14 protein-coding genes are annotated in these 18,949 nt (G+C 64.8%); 8 read left to right on the top strand and 6 right to left on the bottom strand.

What is annotated here, in order from left to right:
* The first annotated feature begins 41 nt into the window (after window positions 1–41).
* From Q0L25_RS06375 to Q0L25_RS06365, 3 genes are all read left to right on the top strand, one after another.
* The gene (locus Q0L25_RS06375) at window positions 42–800 is read left to right on the top strand and encodes a CPBP family intramembrane glutamic endopeptidase (RefSeq protein ID WP_296612598.1); all 759 of its coding nucleotides are present in this window, start codon (window positions 42–44) and stop codon (window positions 798–800) included.
* 46 nt (window positions 801–846) lie between these two features.
* Window positions 847–2,718 carry a CocE/NonD family hydrolase gene (locus Q0L25_RS06370; protein ID WP_296612595.1) on the top strand — a complete coding sequence of 624 codons (1,872 nt, stop codon included), beginning with the start codon at window positions 847–849 and terminating at the stop codon, window positions 2,716–2,718.
* Window positions 2,719–2,816: 98 nt separating this feature from the next.
* A complete protein-coding gene (locus tag Q0L25_RS06365; RefSeq protein ID WP_296612592.1) occupies window positions 2,817–4,973 on the top strand; it encodes a prolyl oligopeptidase family serine peptidase in 2,157 nt (718 codons plus the stop codon).
* 24 nt (window positions 4,974–4,997) lie between these two features.
* On the opposite strand, the gene Q0L25_RS06360 is transcribed toward Q0L25_RS06365, so the two are convergent.
* From Q0L25_RS06360 to Q0L25_RS06335, 6 genes are all read right to left on the bottom strand, one after another.
* Entirely contained in the window at window positions 4,998–5,762 is a 765-nt protein-coding gene (locus Q0L25_RS06360; protein ID WP_296612590.1) for a nuclear transport factor 2 family protein, read from the bottom strand.
* A 100-nt stretch (window positions 5,763–5,862) separates the two neighbouring features.
* A complete protein-coding gene (locus tag Q0L25_RS06355; RefSeq protein WP_066591881.1) occupies window positions 5,863–6,624 on the bottom strand; it encodes an ABC transporter permease in 762 nt (253 codons plus the stop codon).
* A 154-nt stretch (window positions 6,625–6,778) separates the two neighbouring features.
* Window positions 6,779–7,711 (bottom strand): ABC transporter ATP-binding protein, encoded by a 933-nt coding sequence (locus Q0L25_RS06350; RefSeq protein WP_296612587.1) that lies wholly within the window; start codon window positions 7,709–7,711, stop codon window positions 6,779–6,781.
* A 64-nt stretch (window positions 7,712–7,775) separates the two neighbouring features.
* On the bottom strand, window positions 7,776–8,510 hold the full coding sequence (locus tag Q0L25_RS06345) for a DsbA family protein (protein ID WP_296612586.1): 735 nt from the start codon (window positions 8,508–8,510) through the stop codon (window positions 7,776–7,778).
* Complete coding sequence (locus tag Q0L25_RS06340) at window positions 8,507–9,850, bottom strand: M48 family metalloprotease (RefSeq protein ID WP_296612584.1); 1,344 nt, start codon at window positions 9,848–9,850, stop codon at window positions 8,507–8,509. Before Q0L25_RS06340 ends, Q0L25_RS06345 begins: the two co-directional genes overlap by 4 nt.
* A gap of 99 nt (window positions 9,851–9,949) precedes the next feature.
* Window positions 9,950–12,649 (bottom strand): ribonuclease E/G, encoded by a 2,700-nt coding sequence (locus Q0L25_RS06335; protein ID WP_296612583.1) that lies wholly within the window; start codon window positions 12,647–12,649, stop codon window positions 9,950–9,952.
* 211 nt (window positions 12,650–12,860) lie between these two features.
* Here Q0L25_RS06335 and Q0L25_RS06330 point away from each other — a divergent pair, with 211 nt between their 5' ends.
* The 5 genes from Q0L25_RS06330 (at window position 12,861) to Q0L25_RS06310 (ending at window position 18,935) form a co-directional block, all read left to right on the top strand.
* A complete protein-coding gene (locus Q0L25_RS06330) occupies window positions 12,861–13,073 on the top strand; it encodes a hypothetical protein (RefSeq protein WP_296612582.1) in 213 nt (70 codons plus the stop codon).
* 54 nt (window positions 13,074–13,127) lie between these two features.
* Window positions 13,128–14,378, top strand: coding sequence for an N-acetylmuramoyl-L-alanine amidase (locus tag Q0L25_RS06325; RefSeq protein ID WP_296612580.1), 1,251 nt, complete (start codon window positions 13,128–13,130; stop codon window positions 14,376–14,378).
* Between the two features lie 51 nt (window positions 14,379–14,429).
* Window positions 14,430–16,943, top strand: a complete 2,514-nt coding sequence (locus Q0L25_RS06320) for a transglycosylase domain-containing protein (RefSeq protein ID WP_296612579.1) — start codon at window positions 14,430–14,432, stop codon at window positions 16,941–16,943.
* Between the two features lie 118 nt (window positions 16,944–17,061).
* On the top strand, window positions 17,062–18,189 hold the full coding sequence (gene prfB, locus Q0L25_RS06315; RefSeq protein WP_296612577.1) for a peptide chain release factor 2: 1,128 nt from the start codon (window positions 17,062–17,064) through the stop codon (window positions 18,187–18,189).
* A complete protein-coding gene (locus Q0L25_RS06310; RefSeq protein WP_296612884.1) occupies window positions 18,189–18,935 on the top strand; it encodes a class I SAM-dependent methyltransferase in 747 nt (248 codons plus the stop codon). Before prfB ends, Q0L25_RS06310 begins: the two co-directional genes overlap by 1 nt.
* The last annotated feature ends 14 nt before the right edge of the window (window positions 18,936–18,949 follow it).

The following is an 18,949-nucleotide window of genomic DNA, read 5'->3' as shown; positions in this document are numbered from 1 at the left end:
GCCCTCCCCCGACCCCTCCCGCTCGCGGGACGGGAGAGGAAATGACCAACGCGATCCTCCTTGCCATCATGCTGGCGATCGTCGCGCTCAACATGGTCGCGGGACCGCGCGGGTATCGCTTGTTAGCAGAGGCGGGAGGTGTCGGACGCAAGACCTTCTACCGCCGAATGCTGGCTGCGCAGTTGCTGCAGTTCACCTTACCGCCGATCGTCGGCTTGATCGTGCTCGGTCGGACGGGGGCAGTGACGGAATTGCCGCACGAGCTCTGGGGCGCGTCGTTCGTGCTGCGCGGCGACGCACCCGCGATCGCGGTCGATTCGTTCCTCGCCGGATTGTTCGTCGTGGCGACGATCGCAGCGCTTCCCCTTGGGGCGTTCCTGACATGGCGGCGCCAGCGCAAGGGCAAAGGGGCGCCGGCCTATCTCGGCCACGTCTCGGCGTTGTTGCCGCGCGACCGCGCCGAAGTGCTGCTGGCCGCAGCGATCTCGCTTGCGGCCGGTATTGGCGAGGAATTGTTCTTCCGCCTGCTGCTGCCGATCCTGTTGGCTGCCTTCATCGACGCCATCGCCGCGGTGGTCCTCGCCATCCTGCTGTTCGGACTGGCCCATGCCTATCAGGGATGGAGAGGCGTTACCGTCACGACCCTGGTCGGCGCCCTCCTCACCGCGATGTACCTGATGAGCGGCAGCCTCGCGGCGGCGATGCTGTTTCATGTCGTGATCGATTTGATGTCGCTGGTCGTGCGCCCAGTGATCCGTGGTGCATGGCGCCCCCGGCCTATGACGACTGCCACCGATTGACCGCGCGCGCCGCGCCCGACAGGGTGCGCGCCAAAGGGAGACTCACATGCGCGCCAAAGGGTTGATCGCCGCCATTTTATTGCTGGGTGCGAGCGGCATCGCGCTCGCCCGACCGCAGGCTGCACCGCCGCCCGCCGCAAGCGAGGTCGCGAGCCAGTTCACCTATACCAAGGTGATGGTGCCCGTGCGCGATGGCGCCAAGCTGGAAACCGTGATCATCGCGCCGAAGAATGTGAGCGGCAAGCTGCCGATCCTATTCCAGCGCACGCCCTATGGCGTTCCCCAGGCGCTGCCGCCGGCCCTTCCGGCAAGTTGGAAGCCGCTGGTCGCCGATGGCTATATCTTCGTGTTCCAGTCGATGCGCGGCCGCTTCGGCTCGGATGGCGTCTTTACACTCTCGACCGCGGTCCATCCCAACGATCCCAAGAGGACCGACGAGGCGAGCGACGCCTATGACGCGATCGACTGGCTGGTGAAGCATGTGCCCAACAATTCGGGCAAGGTCGGGATGTGGGGCGTGTCTTATCCCGGCTTCGCGGCCGCCGTTGCGCTGGCCAGGCCGCACCCGGCATTGAAGGCAGTTAGCCCGCAGGCGGCGTGGATCGATTATTGGTTGTCGGACGACCTCCACCGCAATGGCGCGCTCCGGCTCAGCTACGCGACCGAATGGGTGTCGAGCCTGCAGGTCGACAAGACCCAGAACAAGGAACTCAGCCTGGATGGGCTAACCGACGCCTATGACTGGTATCTGCGGATGGGGCCGGTCGAGAATATCGACAAGCAGGTGTTCAAGGGCACAGTGCCGATGTTCACCGCGCTGCTCGATCACCCCAATCACGACAGCTTCTACACCGACCAGAATTGGCAGAACGCGCTGGGCAAGACGACCGTGCCGACGCTCAACGTCGCTGGCTTCTGGGATCAGGAGGATCCCTGGGGGTCGTGGCAGATCTATGCCAAGCAAAAGCAGAACGACCCGGATCATCTCGCGCAGATCGTCTCGGGCCCGTGGCGCCATGGCGGCTGGCAAGGCAAAGGCGATTTCCTCGGCTCGATTCCGCTCGGCACCGATAGCGGTACCCAATTCCAGACGCAGATTCAGGCGCCGTTCTTCGCTTATTGGCTGCACGGCAAGGGTGCGCGTCCCGACTTCACCGCTAAGATGTTCGAATCCGGCTCGAACGTTTGGAAGACCTATGAGTCCTGGCCGCCTAAGGGCGCCAAGGCGACGGAACTCTATCTCCACGACGATGGCTCGTTATCGTTCACGGCGCCGAGTGCAGGGGAAACCTGCCGCGATTATGTCAGCGACCCGGCCAACCCGGTGCCGTTTCGCAAGCGGCCGATGAGCCGGACCTATGCGACGCCGGACTGGGCCTGGTGGGAAAGCGACGACCAGCGCTTCGTCGATCATCGCCCCGACGTGTTGAGCTATGTCTCCGAGCCGCTGAAGCAGGACCTGACCGTCACCGGCAAGATCGCCGCGACTTTGATGGCCTCGACCAGCGGCACGGACAGCGATTTCGTGGTCAAATTGATCGATGTGCTGCCCAGCAACTTCGAGAATATTGAAGGCAAGCAATGGGCGGTCGGCGATTATGCCAAGACGCTTAACGGCTATCAGTGGCCGATCGCGATGGACGTCCGCCGCGGGCGCTTCCTGACGAGCGACACCAATCCGCAGCCCTTGGTGCCGGGCAAGGTTGTCGCCTGGGACGTGCCACTGCGCGATCACGACCATGTGTTCAAGGCGGGCCACCGCATCATGGTCCAGATCCAGTCGACCTGGTTCCCGGTAATCGACCGCAACCCGCAAACCTTCGTCGCCAACCCCTATCGCGCCAAGGCGAGCGATTTCGTCAAGGCGACGCAAAAGGTATGTTCGGGGTCGCGCATCACGCTGCCGGTGATGGGCTAATCCAGATCAAACCATTTCGGCTTGGTTTGACGCTTTCCTCCAATAGCCGCGCGCCGAGCCCGAATACGAAGAAGGGGAAGTAGCCAGGGGGAAATGAGATGCGGAAATGGATTCTCGCGGCGGCGGCGGTCGTTCCGGCGGTCGCGCTGGCGCAATCTGCCGTCACGGGCGGGCTGACGAATTTCGACGAGGTCCCCAAGGCGGAGCCGTTCAGCGAGACGGTGTTCGGCATCAAGATCGACGACCCCTATCGCTGGATGGAAAAGGCCGATCGCCGCGCTGAACTCGAGACCTGGGTCAACGCCTCCAGCCTCCATACGGCGACCGAGCTCGCTGCGCTCCCGGGTCGCGAAGGCCTGTTCACGGAAATGGAAGCGCTGAGCCGGTCGGGCGATCGCTTCTTCAGCGTGCAGGAAGCCGGCGGCAAGTTGTTCTTCGAAAAGCTGGCGCCCGACCAGCAAATCCCGGTGCTGATGGTCCGCGACGGCGGCAAGGACCGGGTGTTGCTCGACCCGATGGCGGGGACGGACGGCAAGACGCCGCGTGCGATATCCAGCTATTCGGCGTCGCCAGACGGCAAGTACGTTGCCGTGCATATCGGCGAGGGCGGGGGCGAGACGGGGGCAATCCGGATCTATGACGTCGCGACCGGCCAGGCGGGCGATGATGTGCTGAGCCCGATCTGGGGCGAATTCCGCGTCGGTTGGATCGACGACAAGACCGTCACCTACACTCGGCTGACCAATACCGCACCCGGCGCCGACCAGATGAAGGGAATGGTCGCCTATCTCCATGTCATGGGCACGCCCACCAGCCAGGATAGGCCATTGCTCGGTGCCGGCCTGCCGGAGAACGGCTTCAAGATCGAGCCGGTCCAGTTTCCGATCGTGTTTCCCGATCCGACCTCCCCCTGGACCCTGGCCTTCGCCGCCAATGCGCGGGCGGAGATTCCGATCGCCGTCGGCAAGCTGTCCGATGTGCGGTCCGGCAAAGCGGCATGGATCAAGCTCGCCGACTATGACGACCGGATCAATGGTGGGGATATCGTCGGGAACACGCTCTATTATCTGACCAGCAAGTCCGACCCGAATGGCGAATTGCGCGCGATCGACCTGAACGCGCCGTCGCCGTCCCTCGCCAAGAGCCGGTCGGTCATGACTTCGGGCGGCCGCGTGCTGACCAACGTCGCCGGCACCGAAAGCGGGCTGTACGTGGTGACGACCTTGCCGTCGGCGGCGAGCGAGATGTGGTTCGTGCCGAAAAGCGGCGGCGCGCCGGTCAAGGTCGCACTGCCTGCCAGCCAGTCGATCGACGACATGACGACCACGCCCGATCGCAAATCGATCCTGTTCGGCATGGGCGGCTATACGCGCAGCGACGCTTATTATCGTGCGACGGCGGGCAAGGCGGTTGCGCTCGGGCTCGACAATCCGACGCCGCCGTCGGGCAAGGCACGCACCGTGGTCGAGGAATGGGCGACCAGTGCCGACGGTACCAAGGTGCCTTTGACGATCGTCTATTCTGGCGCGCGCAAGGGACCGGCTCCAACCGTGATCGATGCCTATGGCAGCTACAGCGTCTCCGGCCAGCCCTTCTATTCGCCGAGCTGGGATGCGTGGAACCAGCACGGTTATGTCTATGCCTATTGCCATATCCGTGGCGGCGGCGAACTCGGCGAAGCGTGGCACCGCGCCGGCATGCAGGCCAACAAGGTCAACAGCCATGCCGACCTGATCGCCTGCGGCAAGCGGATCGTCGAGCTTGGTTATGCGACGCCGAAGACGCTCGGTATCTTCGGGGCGAGCGCGGGCGGCTTGCTGATCCCCATGGCGGCGATGAAGGCGCCCGACCTGTTCGCCGCGGCGGTAACGCGGGTCGGCATCGTCAACGGCACGCGCCTTGCCGCCGCCAATAACGGACCCAATCAGTTCGGCGAGATGGGCGACCCGACGACGGAAGCTGGTTTCAAGGCGCTCGTCGCGCAGGATTCGACGCTCTACCTGCAACAGGCGAAGGGTGGTCCGGACTTCCTGTTCACGATCGGCCTGAACGACAAGCGCGTCGACCCCTGGATGTCGGCCAAGCTGGTGGCGATGATGCGCGCGAAATGGGGCGACCAGCATCTCGTGCTGATCCGTTCGGACGGCAAAGCGGGGCACGGCCTGGGGTCGACACGCGACCAGGGGCTCGAGGAGCGAGCGGACATCTTTGCGTTCTTCCTGAACAGGTTCGGTGCCGCGGGCTTCGTTAAATAGCAGCAGGCACTCCGTCCTGGAGGGTCAGCGCGCCGTCGGTACCTCCTTCGCGAAGGCCAGCGCCATCATCCGCCATCCGGCGGGCGTGCGAATCATGAGTGCTCGGTCGGTCCAAATGTCGCCGGCGGGCGTCCGGAACGACCAGCGCGCGACGCCGATATCGCCGCGTGCATCGACCACGCGGCTGGTCTCGATCACGGCGTTGCCGGATGAGCTCGTTCGGCGGTCGACATAGCGCGCCTGCCATTCGGCCAGCGTCGCGGCGACCAGCTCACCGTCCTCGATCGTCATGACCAATGCGCGTGGGTGGATACTTTTCGCGAGCAGGTCTCCGTCCCAGGCGCGGTCCGACGCGAGCTTGGTGTCGACCACCGCGCCGACCGCGGCCTGCGACGCGGGGAAGTACCGCGCGTCCGCCTGGCATGTCTTGCCGATCACGCGCCAGCTGCCGTCGATCCGCGCCAGCAACAGATAGTCGGTGAAGGTTTTGCTGCCGCGTATTGCTGTGGCACGGGCCAGCGCGGTGCTGGTGCCCTGATCGAGCCATTGCAACTTGGTCGATATCGGTCCCGTCGGTGCGGTGCCGGCGCGCATCCGCGTTTTCCATTGCGCCTGATAGGTCGCCCGGATCGCGCCGTCCTGGATGCAGTACATGATCGCGCTTGGCTCAAATGCGCGTGCGAGTAGCGCCGGATCGTTGCGGGCGACTGCCTCGCCATAGGCATCGACCGCCGCCTGCGGCGTCGCATTGATGGCGGCGAGCATTGTAGCAAGGGCGATGATCGACATGGCGGCCTCCGGTACTGACCGGCTAATTCTAGTCTCGCCGTGAATCGTCCGGAATTCGGAAGATTACGCCATGCCGTTCATCGACAGCGAACGATTCGCTTCAGTTCTTCAGCCGGTACCCGGTCCGGAAAATCCACGCGATCACCGCGAGGCACAGCAGCATGAACCCGCCGGTCGCGGCCAGGCTGATCCCCACCGGCACGTCGCCTTTGTCGAAGAAGCTCCAGCGGAACCCGCTGACCAGATAGACGACCGGATTGAACAGGCTGAACGTCCGCCACGGATCGGGCAGCTTGCTGATCGAATAGAAAGCGCCTCCGAGGAACGTCAGCGGCGTGATCAGCAAGGCGGGCACGAAGTTCAGTTGCTCGAACCCCTTTGCCCACACGCCGATGATGAAGCCGAACAGGCTGAACGTGATGCTGGTCAGCAACAGGAACGCGACCATCGCGAACGGGTGATGGATCGGGATCGGCACGAACAGCGCCGCCGTGGCGAGGATGATCAGCCCGAGCACGACCGACTTGGTCGCCGCAGCGCCGACATAGCCGATCACCATCTCCATCGAATTGATCGGCGCGGACAACAATTCGAAGATCGTGCCGGTGAACTTGGGGAAATAGATACCGATCGACGCATTGCTGATGCTCTGCGTGAGCAGCGACATCATGATCAGGCCTGGGACGATGAAGCTGCCATAGGCGATGCCATCGACTTCCTTGATCTGCGATCCGAGCGCGCCGCCGAAGACGACGAAATAGAGGCTGGTCGTGATCACCGGGGTGACCAGGCTTTGCCACAAGGTGCGCAAGGCACGCGCCATCTCGAACTTGTAGATGGCCAGGATACCATGGACGTTCATCGTGCGTTCCTCCCCGCTAGCGGGGAGGGGGACCATGCCGAAGGCATGGTGGAGGGGGCGGGCAACGACGGAATCGCGACGTGAGAATCCCCTCTACCAAGCCGCTGCGCGACTTGGCCCCCCTCCCCGTAAACGGGGAGGATTTGATCGCGGCTCACTTTGCGCCCTCCTTGACCAGATCTACGAAGATATCTTCCAGGCTCGACTTCGACGTCTCGAGATCCTTGAAGCCGATGTTGAGCTCGGCGAGTTTGCGCAGCAGCGAGGGAATACCCGTCCGCTCGGCCTGCGCGTCGAACACATAACGCAACGTCTTGCCCTCGTTCTCGAGGCTGAGCTCCCAATCGCCCAGGCCGCTTGGGATCGCGCTCATCGGCTCGTTGAGCGCGATGTCGAGCTCGCGCTTGCCGAGCTTCTTCATCAGCGCGGTCTTTTCGTCGACCACCAACAGCTTGCCGCCCGAGATCACGCCGACGCGATCGGCCATTTCCTCGGCTTCCTCGATATAATGGGTGGTCAGGATGATCGTGGTGCCCTTTTCGCGCAGGCGATGGACCAGCTTCCACATGTCGCGGCGCAGCTCGACATCGACTCCGGCGGTCGGCTCGTCGAGGAACAGGATGTCGGGTTCGTGGGAGAGCGCCTTGGCGATCAGCACGCGGCGCTTCATCCCGCCCGACAGCTCCATGATCTTGGACTTGCGCTTGTCGTAGAGCGACAGGTCCCTGAGCACCTCGTCGATATGATCCGATTTCTGCGGATGGCCGAACAGACCCCGGCTGAACCGGCAGGTCGATTCGACCGTCTCGAACATGTCGGTGGCGAGTTCCTGCGGCACCAGGCCGATCTGTCGCCGCGCACGCTTGGGCTGGGTGATGGCGTCGAACCCGCCGACCGTGATCGTACCTGTCGACGGTGTGACGATACCGCAGATGATACTGATCAAAGTCGTCTTGCCGGCGCCGTTGGGGCCGAGCAGCGCAAAGATTTCGCCCTTTTTGATATCGAGATCAACGGCGTGAAGCGCGTGAACGCCCGAGGCATAAGTCTTTGAAACGCCGCGGACGCTAAGGATCGGTTCGGTCATGCAATTCCCCTAGAGGTCGGGGAGATGGGGCCGACGGGCCGCCACCGCAACGGTTACGGGGCGGTTATTTCGTTCGCGCCGCCGCAATCGCCGCTTGCATGGTCTCGAGCGGTTGCAAGCCCGACAGCACGCGGTCGCCGATTACCCAGGTGGGCGTGCCCGACATGCCGAGCGGCGCCGCCATCGCCAGATTGTTTTCGATCGTCCGCGTGACGTCCGGCGCTTTGGCCGCTTCCTTTACCGCCGCCGGATCTAGCCCGGCAGTGCGTAAGGCCGCATCCATGCTCGCATCGCTCAGCGGCCCGCCGGCATAGAGCGCGTCGTGGAGCGGGCGGTACTTGCCCTGTTTGGCGGCGACCACGGCGTAGCGCGCCGCGACCTTGCTTTCCTCGCTCAGTACGGGAAGCTCGCGAAACACAATCTTCACCTTGGGATCGGACGCGACCAATTTGTCGAGGATCGGCAGGCTGGCACGGCAATAGCCGCAATTATAGTCGAGGTATTCGACCACCGTGACGTCGCCATTGGGATTACCTGCCCAAGCGCTGCCAAGAGCGGGAAAAATGCGATCGCGATTGGCGGCGATGAAGGAGCCGGTCTGTTTCGACTGCTCGGCCTCTTCGCGTTCCCGCAATTTCTGCATCGCTTCGGGCAGCACTTCGGGATGGGCGAGAAGATAGTCGCGGATTTCGCCGCCATCGGTCGGCCGCTGCACCAGCCAGGTGGCGCCGGCGCCGAGCAACGCGGCGGCGACCGCGACCAGCGGCAGGGCGAAGCGCGACGACAGGAAAGCGCTCATCTTTTGCGCTTCTTCTGGTCGAGTTCGTTCTGTCCGGTCATTGCGATATCCTGGGCGCGGATCCAGTCCGAGCTGTTGGGTGGAAGGTTGGCCATTGCCGTCCGCGCACTCATCACCGCACGCGCGGTTTCGCCGGTCAGGCTTGCTTGTTCGGCGGCGGCCAGCGAGGCGCGGGCGCTATCACCCGACAGTTCATAGGCGGTGCCGAGCTGAAACCAACCGAACGGATTGTCGTCGTCCTTGTTGGTCGCGATCTTGAGCACGCGGATCGCCTCGGGATAATTGGCTTTGTTCTCGGTCGCGATCAGCGCATGGCCATAGGTCGTGGCGATCAGCGGGCTGTAGCGGGTCAGCTCGGTCGCTTCCTTTAGCGGCGCGATCGCGTCGGCGGGCTGACCGGCCTCGAGCAGGATCTGGCCGCGGATTTCGAGGAAATAGGGGTCGTCGGGCTTCGCCTTGATCAGCGCGCGCGTCTCCGCATCGGCTTTGTCGGGATAGCCCGCTTTGTGCCAGGCATAAGCGCGAGCGTAATGCGCGTAGATCGACTGATCGCTCTCGGGATATTTGTTGAGCGTCGAGGCGTAAGGCGCGACATAGCCATAGAGCTTCGCCTTTACCCGCTTGAACCGCTCGTCGAGCGCGGTGTCGGGCGGATTGTTCCAGGCGGGTGACGCCTTCACGTCGGCATAAAGCGTGTTGATGCGTTCGTTCGACAGCGGATGGGTCTGCGCATACGGATCGATATTCTGCAGGCCGTAGCGATATTCCTCATTGGCCAGCTTCTTGAAGAAGCTGATCATTCCCTTGCCGCTGACATTGCCCTCGCGCAGGAACTTGGCGCCGGTCGCGTCGGCGGTCGCTTCCTGGACGCGGGTGAAGGCGAGATACTTGCCCATCGCGGCCTGCTGGCCTGCCGCCAGGATGCCCGCGCCGGCATCGCCCGCGCCCGCCGCCATCGCCGCGATGCCTAGCACCAGGCTGAGCAGCGAAATGCCCATGGCGGGCTTGGCGCCGGCGTCGGCCAGCACGACATGGCCATCGGCGATATGCCCGAGTTCGTGCGCGATGACGCCCTGGACTTCGTTGGCATTGTCCGCCGCCTGGATCAGGCCCGAATGGATATAGACGGTCTGCCCGCCGGCGACGAAGGCGTTGATCGAATCGTCCTGGATCAGCACCACCTGGACATTGGCCGGGGACAGGCCGGCGGCGACGATCATCGGCCGCGACATGTCCTTGAACAGGGATTCGGTCTCGGCGTCGCGCAGGATGCCCTGTGCATAGGCCGGCTGCGCCCAGAGAAGGATTGCCGTCGCGAAAAACGCGATCAATCGCTTCATCGTCCGGTCATCCGTTCAGGTCCCATCGGGTGCATGCGGCCGGCCCCTGCGCCTCTGCGGGGGAACCCGTCCTGAAGCGCCGAGGGGCCGGCCTGTGCGTCATGCGCCGAAGGTGCGCTGCCACCAGCCGCGGCGCGGCGAGCCGTCGCCATCGGTGCCGCTTGCTGCGTCGTCGGCGGGCGCGGCGCCGTCGGCATCGGCCGCCACCGGCGTCTCGTCAGCATCGTTGGCTGCCGCAGGCGAGGGTGCCGGCGTATCCGATCCGGTCGCGGCGTCGGCCGGGGCAGCTTTCTTGCGGCTGCGCTTCGGCTTGGCCGCAGGCTCCGCTGCCTCGATAGCCGGAGGCGTGGCCGTCGCTTCTGCCGCGGTCACTTCGGCCGGGACCGGTTCCGCATTGGCTGCATCCGCTTCGACCGGTGCAGCCTTCTTGCGGCTGCGCTTGGGCTTGGCCGCCGGCTCCGCCGCTACGGGCTCGGGTTCCGGCGCCGGGGCGGCTTCGATCACGGGAGCAGCCGCGGTTTCCTCCGCGATCCGCGCCTTGGGACGACGGCGTGTACGCTTGGGCGCCACTTCCGCTTCGGGCGTGACGTCGGGCTCGACCGCCACCGGCACGTCGGGATTGGCGTGCGTCGCGATCACCGCACCGGCATCGCCGGCATCCGCTTCCCCAGCATCGACGGCAACGTCGGTCGCCCCTTCGGTACGACGTCCGCCGCGGCGGCCACGGCGGCGGCGACGGCCGCGCGTTTCGCCTTCGCCTTCGGTCTCGCCGGCAGCGGCATGATCGACGGCTTCCGCCTCTTCGCCATCGCTCTCGCCGTCGCCCTCTTCGCGCGGTTGCTGCGTGACGACGTCGTCACCGGCTTCGTCACGGCCGCGACCGCGGCGACCACGCCGACGGCGGCGGCGCTTGCGCCCGGCATCGCCTTCATCGTCCGAGCGCTCGCGCTGTTCGCCACGCTCCGTCCGCTCTTCCTCGGCGTCTTCTTCCTCGTCGAGATCCTCCTCGACGATATCGTCTTCCTCTTCCTCGATCAGCGCTTCGAAGCGCGGAGCGTGGACCGGCGGCGGCCCCGACGCCTCGACCGTCATCCGCGCGCCCTCGGTCTCGCCGTCGGACAGAATGACAACCTGGACGCCGTAGCGATCCTCGATCTCCGCGATGTCGGCGCGCTTCTTGTTGAGCACGTAGAACGCCGCTTCCTGCGACGCGCGCAGGGTGATCTGAGACCCGCGGCCGCGCGCGGCCTCATCCTCGATCATGCGCAACGCCGACAGTCCCGCCGAAGAGGCCGTACGGACCAGCCCGGTGCCTTCGCAATGCGGACATTGGCGCGTGGAGGCTTCAAGCACGCCAGTGCGCAAACGCTGGCGGCTCATTTCCATCAGGCCGAAGCTCGAAATGCGGCCGACCTGGATGCGGGCGCGATCGTTCTTCAGCGCCTCCTTCATCGCCTTCTCGACCTTCCGGACATTGGAGCCGTTGTCCATGTCGATGAAGTCGATAACGACCAGGCCAGCCATGTCGCGCAGGCGCAACTGGCGGGCGATTTCCTGCGCGGCCTCAAGGTTGGTCGCGGTAGCGGTCTGCTCGATATTGTGCTCGCGCGTCGAACGGCCCGAGTTGATGTCGATAGAGACGAGCGCTTCGGTCGGGTTGATCACCAGGTACCCGCCCGATTTCAGCTGCACCACGGGGTGGTACATCGCCGACAATTGGTCCTCGACACCGGCGCGCTGGAACAGCGGAACGGGGTCGCTGTAATGCTTCACGCGGCGGGCGTGGCTCGGCATCAGGAGCTTCATGAACTCCTTGGCCTGGCGATAGCCGTCGTCGCCCTCGACGATCACCTCGTCGATGTCCTTGTTGTAGATGTCGCGGATCGCGCGCTTCATCAGGTCGCTGTCGCCATAGACGAGCGCCGGCGCGGCAGAGGCGAGCGTGGTCTCGCGAATCCCGTCCCACAGCCGGGCGAGATAGTCGAAGTCGCGCTTGATCTCGACCTTGGTGCGCTGAAGGCCCGCGGTGCGGACGATGCAGCCCATCGACGGCGGCAGTTTGAGCTCCGCCATGATCGTCTTGAGCCGCTTGCGGTCGGCGGCGTTGGAGATCTTCCGCGAGATGCCGCCGCCATGCGACGTGTTGGGCATCAACACGCAATACCGGCCGGCGAGCGACAGATAGGTGGTCAGCGCCGCGCCCTTGTTGCCGCGCTCTTCCTTGACGACCTGGACCAGCAGCACCTGACGGCGCCGGATCACGTCCTGGATCTTGTAGCGGCGGCGCAGGTTCATGCGGCGCTGGCGCAGCGCCTCGACCTGATCCTCCGACCCATTGTCCTTGCGGCCCCGTCGGCGACCGCCACCGCTGCTTTCCTGCTCGGCGGCGACCTCCTCGTCGGGCGCGCCGTCATCGTCGAGACGTTCGATCTCTTCTTCCGAAGGCTCGTGATCGTCGTGCTCGTCCTCCTCGGCGTCGAGCTCGGCGCGCAGCGCGGCTTCCTCCGCGGCATGCTCGGCTTCCTCGCGGAGCAGCGCGTCACGATCCTCCTTGGGGATTTGATAGTAATCGGGGTGGATTTCCGAAAAGGCCAGGAAGCCGTGACGATTGCCGCCGTAATCGACGAACGCCGCCTGGAGCGACGGTTCGACCCGAGTGACCTTGGCTAGATAGATATTGCCCTTGAGCTGCTTGCGCTCGGCACTTTCGAAATCAAACTCCTCGATGCGGTTTCCCTTGACGACCGCCACCCGGGTTTCCTCCCGGTGGCGTGCGTCGATCAACATACGCATGGTCATTATTTTCTCTCCGGGCGCGCCGGACCTTCGATAAGGGTAGGGGCGCGCCAATAAGTCGCGCGGCGTCGGTGGACGGATTGTCGTTCCGTGACCGGCCGGTGCGGGATGGTGGATGTGCGTCTGTTCGCCGCGCACGCCCGGGCATCACGGCCGGGGCACCCGCGCCAACGCGCCCGCCGGCGATGGCCGGATCGAGCACTAAGCGAGGGAAATGCATCATGCGAACGTCAACCTGATGGACCGCCTGCCGATGAACGCCGGGGCGGCCGTGGGGCCGGCGACGTCCGGACAAATCATTGTCGCGGTGCCGGTTACGGATCAGGTAGCACCTGCCATCGTCCGCTTCAACCGGCAGGTTTCTGCCGATCGTGTCGGCAAAATTATGCCGAACGGCGGATTAACCGTCTCGTTTCACCGAGTCTGAGTAAGCGGCGCGGTAACCCCGTTTCAGAAGAGCGAGTAAAAGGGGTTCTTCCAGATGGTTTTTCGCTGGACCGGTTACCGGCCCGCGCGCCATTACGTGCGTGTGTCGTTCATTCTTGCCATGTTGGTTTTGTGGTTCGGCGGCAGTCCCGCCTGGGCGGCGACGATCCAGCGCGTGGACGTCAGGAACGACGCTATCGTGGTGACGTTCGACGAGAAGGTCGCCGATGCCTCGAGCTTTTTGTTGGTCGCGCCGAAGCGCGTCGCGCTCGACGTGGCCGACGCCACGCCGGGAGGCGAGGTCGCGATCGGCGGCCCGGTCGATGCGGTGCGCGAAGGCGCGCGCGACGGCGGCGCGCGCGTCGTGTTCGATCTGACGCGTCCCGCCGTGGTCACGGAAGGCGCGTTTGGAGACGGCGGCCGCGTGCTGACGTTGCAGCTCCGCACCACCGACGATGCTGGCTTCGCTCGTGCGGCCGCCGCCGGACGGATGAGCTTCCTGCCCCCGTTCAATCTGCCCGACACCGCCGGCTCCAGCGCACGCTATTCGGTGTCGGTGCCGGTCCCCGCTGCCAGCAAGACGCTGGCGCTGCCGCGGATCGATGGCGACGCAGGCCGACCCCTGGTGGTGATCGATGCCGGCCATGGCGGGTTCGATCCCGGCGCGATCTCGCCGACCAGCGGCTTGAGGGAAAAGGATGTGACCCTGCGCATCGCCAAGGCGATCCGCGACGAATTGCTTAAATCGGGCCGCGTCCGGGTAGCGCTGACGCGCGAGGATGATCGCTTCCTGGTGCTGCAGGAACGCTATGGCGTCGCACGCAAGCTCAAGGCCGATCTGTTCATCTCGATCCATTGCGACAGCGTTGGGGCGGGCGACGCGTCGGGCGCCTCGGTCTATACCCTGTCCGAAGTCGCGTCGGACAAGGAAGCCGCCCGGCTCGCCGCGCGCGAGAACAAGGCCGACGTCATCGCCGGCGTCGACCTGGGAAGCGAGAATGCCGATGTCTCGTCGATCCTGATCGACCTCACGCAGCGAGAGACCATGAACGCCTCCGCCGCGTTCGCGCGATTGCTCGGCCGCGAGGCCGAACCGAACATCCCGCTGCGGCCTGGCTTCCATAAATTCGCGTCACTGATGGTGCTGAAGGCGCCCGACATGCCGTCGGTCCTGTTCGAGACGGGCTATATCTCGAACCCGAAGGACGCCGCTTTCCTGGACTCGCCGGAGGGTCGCAAGCGCATCGCGCAAAGCGTCGAGCGAGCGGTAGAAGTCAATTTCGCTCGAAAGCTTGCGTCGAATTGATGCGCTGAACTGCTGGCAAGAGCCGCCGGACCTGCTAAGGCCCGGACGATTATGGCGGCGGACAGTTCGGACTCGGTCAATTTTCGGATCAAGCGAGAGGTCGGCGGTGTCGCCGGCTTCATGCGCGACGCGTGGAAGCGCCGGTGGGTCAAGGCGTTGGTCGTGCTGGCCGCGCTTTGGGGTATCGCCTGGTTCCTCATCTGGCTGTTCATCGCGCGCGATCTACCGTCGGTCGACCGGCTCAAGACCTATGAACCCGATCTGCCGTCGAACGTGCGCGATACCAATGGCATGCCGGTGTTCAGTTTCGCGCGTGAGCACCGCGTCCAGCTGAAATTCGACGAATATCCCAAGCTGTTGGTCGCTGCCTATCTATCGGCAGAGGATCGCACCTTCTTTTCGCATCACGGCGTCGATTATCCCGGCATCGTCTCGGCGATGATCGACAATCTGCGCAGCAAGCACGCGCGCGGCGCCTCGACGATCACGCAACAGGTCGCCAAGAACTTGCTGGTCGGCAACGAGCGCAGCTATACGCGCAAGCTCAAGGAAGCGATCCTCGCTTATCGTATCGAGGATTCGCTGACCAAGCAGCAAATCCTCGAACTTTACCTCAACACTATCTTCCTTGGCCGCAACGCGTACGGCGTTCAGGCGGCGTCGCGCGCCTATTTCGACAAGGACCTCGATCAGCTCACCATCCCGCAATTCGCCTATCTGGCGATCCTGCCCAAGGCACCGTCGGGCTATGATCCCGACCGCCAGACCGCGCGCGCTACGGCGCGCCGCGACTGGGTGCTGGGAGAAATGCTGCGGAACGGCTACATCAACCAGCAGCAGCACGATTGGGCGATCGCTCAACCGCTGGGCACCGTCAACAAGCGCACCGTGCAGTTCGAATCGGCCTCCGGCTATTTCATCGAGGAAGTCCGCCGCCAGCTGATGGACAAGTTCGGCGAGGCGTCCGACGGCGGCCGCAACCCATATAGCGTCTATGGTGGTGGATTGTGGGTGCGGACCTCGTTCGATCCCAAGCAGCAGGCGCTGGCGCAGAAGGCGCTGCGCGACGGGTTGCTGCGCTATGACGGCAATCGCGGCTGGACCGGGCCGCTCGGCCATGTCGACGTGTCGCAAAACTGGCTCAATGCGTTGCTCGCGAGCAACATAGCGCTCGATTACGAGGATTGGCGCGCGGCCGTCGTGATCGATGCCGACGGCGACTTCACGCTCGGCTTCTCGAACGGCGCGACCGGCACCCTGCCGCGCGGCGCCGCGTCGATGCCCGTGCGCGGCGTGGGCGGACCCGCGTCGGGCGCGATCAAGGTCGGCGACATCATCGCGGTGGCGCCGTCGGGCAATTCGTACGTCCTGAAGACGCTGCCCAAGGTGTCGGGCGGCTTCGTGGTCGAAGAGCCGGCGACCGGCCGGGTGCTCGCGATGCAGGGCGGCTTCGACAATCGCGTGCAGTCGTTCAACCGCGCGACGCAGGCACTGCGCCAGCCGGGCTCGACGATCAAGCCGATCGTCTACACCGCGGCCCTCGAACACGGACTGACCCCGTCCTCGATCATCCAGGACGGCCCCTATTGCGTGAACCAGGGCACGCAATATTCGAAATGCTTCCGCAATTTTGGCGGCGCCGGCGGGTCGGGATCGCACACGATGCGCTGGGGCCTGGAGCAATCGCGCAACCTGATGACGGTGCGCGTCGCCGCACAGACCGGGATGGCCAATGTCGTCAAGCTGATGGACGAGATCGGCGTCGGCAAATATCCGCCCTATCTCGCTTTCTCGCTCGGCGCCGGCGAAACCACCGTGCAGCGCATGGTCAATGCCTATTCGATCCTGGAGAATAACGGCCGCGGCCGGGCGCCGACCTTGGTCGATTACGTCCAGGACCGCCGCGGCAACGTGATCTGGCCGGAAAATTGGCGTGCGTGCGATCGCTGCAACGCGCCCGACTGGAACGGCAAGCCGATGCCGCGCCCGGTGGTCAAGTTGAAGCAGGTGGTCGACCCGCTGAGCGCGTTTCAGATGGTGCATATCGCCGAGGGCGTGATCCAGCGCGGCACGGCGACGATCCTGCGCGACCTCGATCGTCCGATGTTCGGCAAGACCGGCACCAATTCGGGGCCGACCGATGTGTGGTTCATCGGCGGTACGCCGCAGATGATCGCTGGCGTCTATCTGGGTTACGACAAGCCGAGCGGGCTGGGTGGCTATGCCCAGGGCGGCACGGTGTCGGCGCCGATCTTCAAGGAATGGGCGGTCAAGGCCTATGAAGGCCTGCCCAAAATCCCGTTCCGCGCGCCGCCGGGTATCCGGATGGTCCGCGTCGATCGCCTCTCCGGCAAACCCGTCTTCGGAGCGTGGCCGTCGCCCGGTGGCGATCCCAAGGCGCAAGTGATCTGGGAAGCATTCAAGCCCGAAAGCGAAACGCGGCGCTCGCCGATCCGCCGCGATTTGCCGACGCCGACCGCGACCAAGGCGCTGCCGCAGGAATCCAAGCCCAGGGAATCGAGCGGCGATCGCGATTTCTTGCAACGGCAGGGCGGTATCTACTAGGGCCTCACGGTTGGCGTCGCCCCGGCGAAGGCCGAGGCCGCTGGCGGCAGGAGTTCGCCCTTCTTACATGACGGCCCCGGCCTCCGCCGGGGCGACGAACTGGAATTTGGAGTTACCGATGCGCGCCGAAGCGCAATCGCATGTCGATACGATCAATGACGCGCTCAGCCTGTTGCGCCGGTTCCTCGATTGGGACCGCGCGCTGCGGCGGCTCGACGAGCTCAACGCGCGCGTCGAGGATCAGAGCCTGTGGGAGAATCCCAAGGCGGCGCAGGAAGTGATGCGCGAGCGCCGCCGTCTCGATGAGGCGATCACCGCGACGCGCGCGATCGAAAGCGAATTGAACGACAATATCGAACTCGTCGAAATGGCCGAGGCCGAAGGCGATGCGGAGATGGAAGGTCAAGCGGTAGAGGCGCTGGCCGAGCTCGCCACTCGTGCCGAGGCCGACAAGGTCAAGGCGTTGCTGGCCGGCGAAGCCGACGCCAACGACACCTACATTGAGATCAATGCCGGCGCCGGCGGCACCGAGAGCCAGGACTGGGCCGAGATGCTGCAGCGGATGTACACGCGCTGGGGCGAACGCCACGGCATGAAGGTCGAACTGGTCGACTATCATGCCGGCGAGCAGGCCGGGATCAAGTCGGCGACTCTGCTGCTCAAGGGCGAGAACGCCTATGGCTATGCCAAGACCGAGAGCGGCGTCCACCGCCTGGTCCGCATCAGCCCGTACGACAGCTCGGCCCGGCGCCACACCAGCTTTTCGAGCGTGTGGGTCTATCCGGTGATCGACGATTCGATCGAGATCGAGATCAACGAAAGCGAACTGCGCATCGACACCTATCGTTCGTCCGGCGCGGGCGGCCAGCATATCAACACGACCGATTCCGCGGTGCGCATCACCCACTTGCCGACCGGCATCGTCGTCGCCTGCCAGAACCAGCGCAGCCAGCACAAGAACAAGGCCGAAGCCTATAACCAGCTGCGCGCGCGCCTCTACGAGCATGAGCTCCGGAAGCGCGAGGAAGAAGCCAACGCGGTCAATGCGACCAAGACCGATATCGGTTGGGGCCACCAGATTCGCAGTTACGTCCTGCAACCCTATCAGTTGGTGAAGGACCTGCGCACCGGGGTCACCTCGACCAGCCCGTCCGATGTGCTCGATGGCGATCTCGACCCCTTCATGGCGGCCGCGCTGTCGCAGCGCGTGACCGGAGAGACGGTCGAGGTAGAGGACGTCGAGTGATGCGGTGGGCAGGCACGCTGATTGTCGGCCTGCTGATGCTTGCCGCCTGCGATGGCGGGCCTCCGGTCGTTCATAACGAACAGGACAATGTCGGTCCGTTCCCCGCCGCCGACCGCCCGGTCGCGCGGATCATCTCGCCACGCTGGTCGACCGAAGAAGCGCGCGACCGACTCAATGAGGCGGGAACGGTGATGAACAAGGCGGGCATCGCCAAGGGCATGACCGTCGCCGATATCGGCGCGGGCGAGGGCTATTACACGATCCGCCTGGCGAGCCGCGTCGGCAAGGACGGCCGCGTGCTGGCCGAGGACATCGTGCCGGAAGTTCGCGACGCGCTGGCCGAACGCGTCGCGCGCGACCGGCTCGACACTGTCAGCGTGCGTCTGGGCGAACCGGCCAATCCCAAATTGCCCGACAACAGCTTCGACCGCATCCTGATGGTGCACATGTACCATGAGATCGAGCAGCCCTACGAATTCCTGTGGCGGATGCGTCCGTCGCTCAAGCCCGATGGCGAAGTGATCGTGGTCGACGCCAATCGCCGCACGCAAAATCACGGCACGCCGCCCAAATTGCTCGAATGCGAGTTCGCCGCGGTCGGTTACAAATTGGTCTCGCTCGACGACATGCCGTCGGCGGGCGGCTATCTCGCTCGGTTCAAGGCGGTGGGACCGCGCCCGGAACCCAAGGACATCCGCGCCTGTCGGCTGGTCCCACCCCCGGCACAGACGCCGACCGCATCCTGATCGCGTTTTCCACA

It is taken from the genome of Sphingomonas sp., from assembly GCF_024508665.1.
Classification (GTDB): Bacteria; Pseudomonadota; Alphaproteobacteria; order Sphingomonadales; family Sphingomonadaceae; genus Sphingomonas.
The sequence above is the reverse complement of the archived record's forward strand: the minus strand, read 5'-3'. Positions and strand labels throughout refer to the sequence as shown.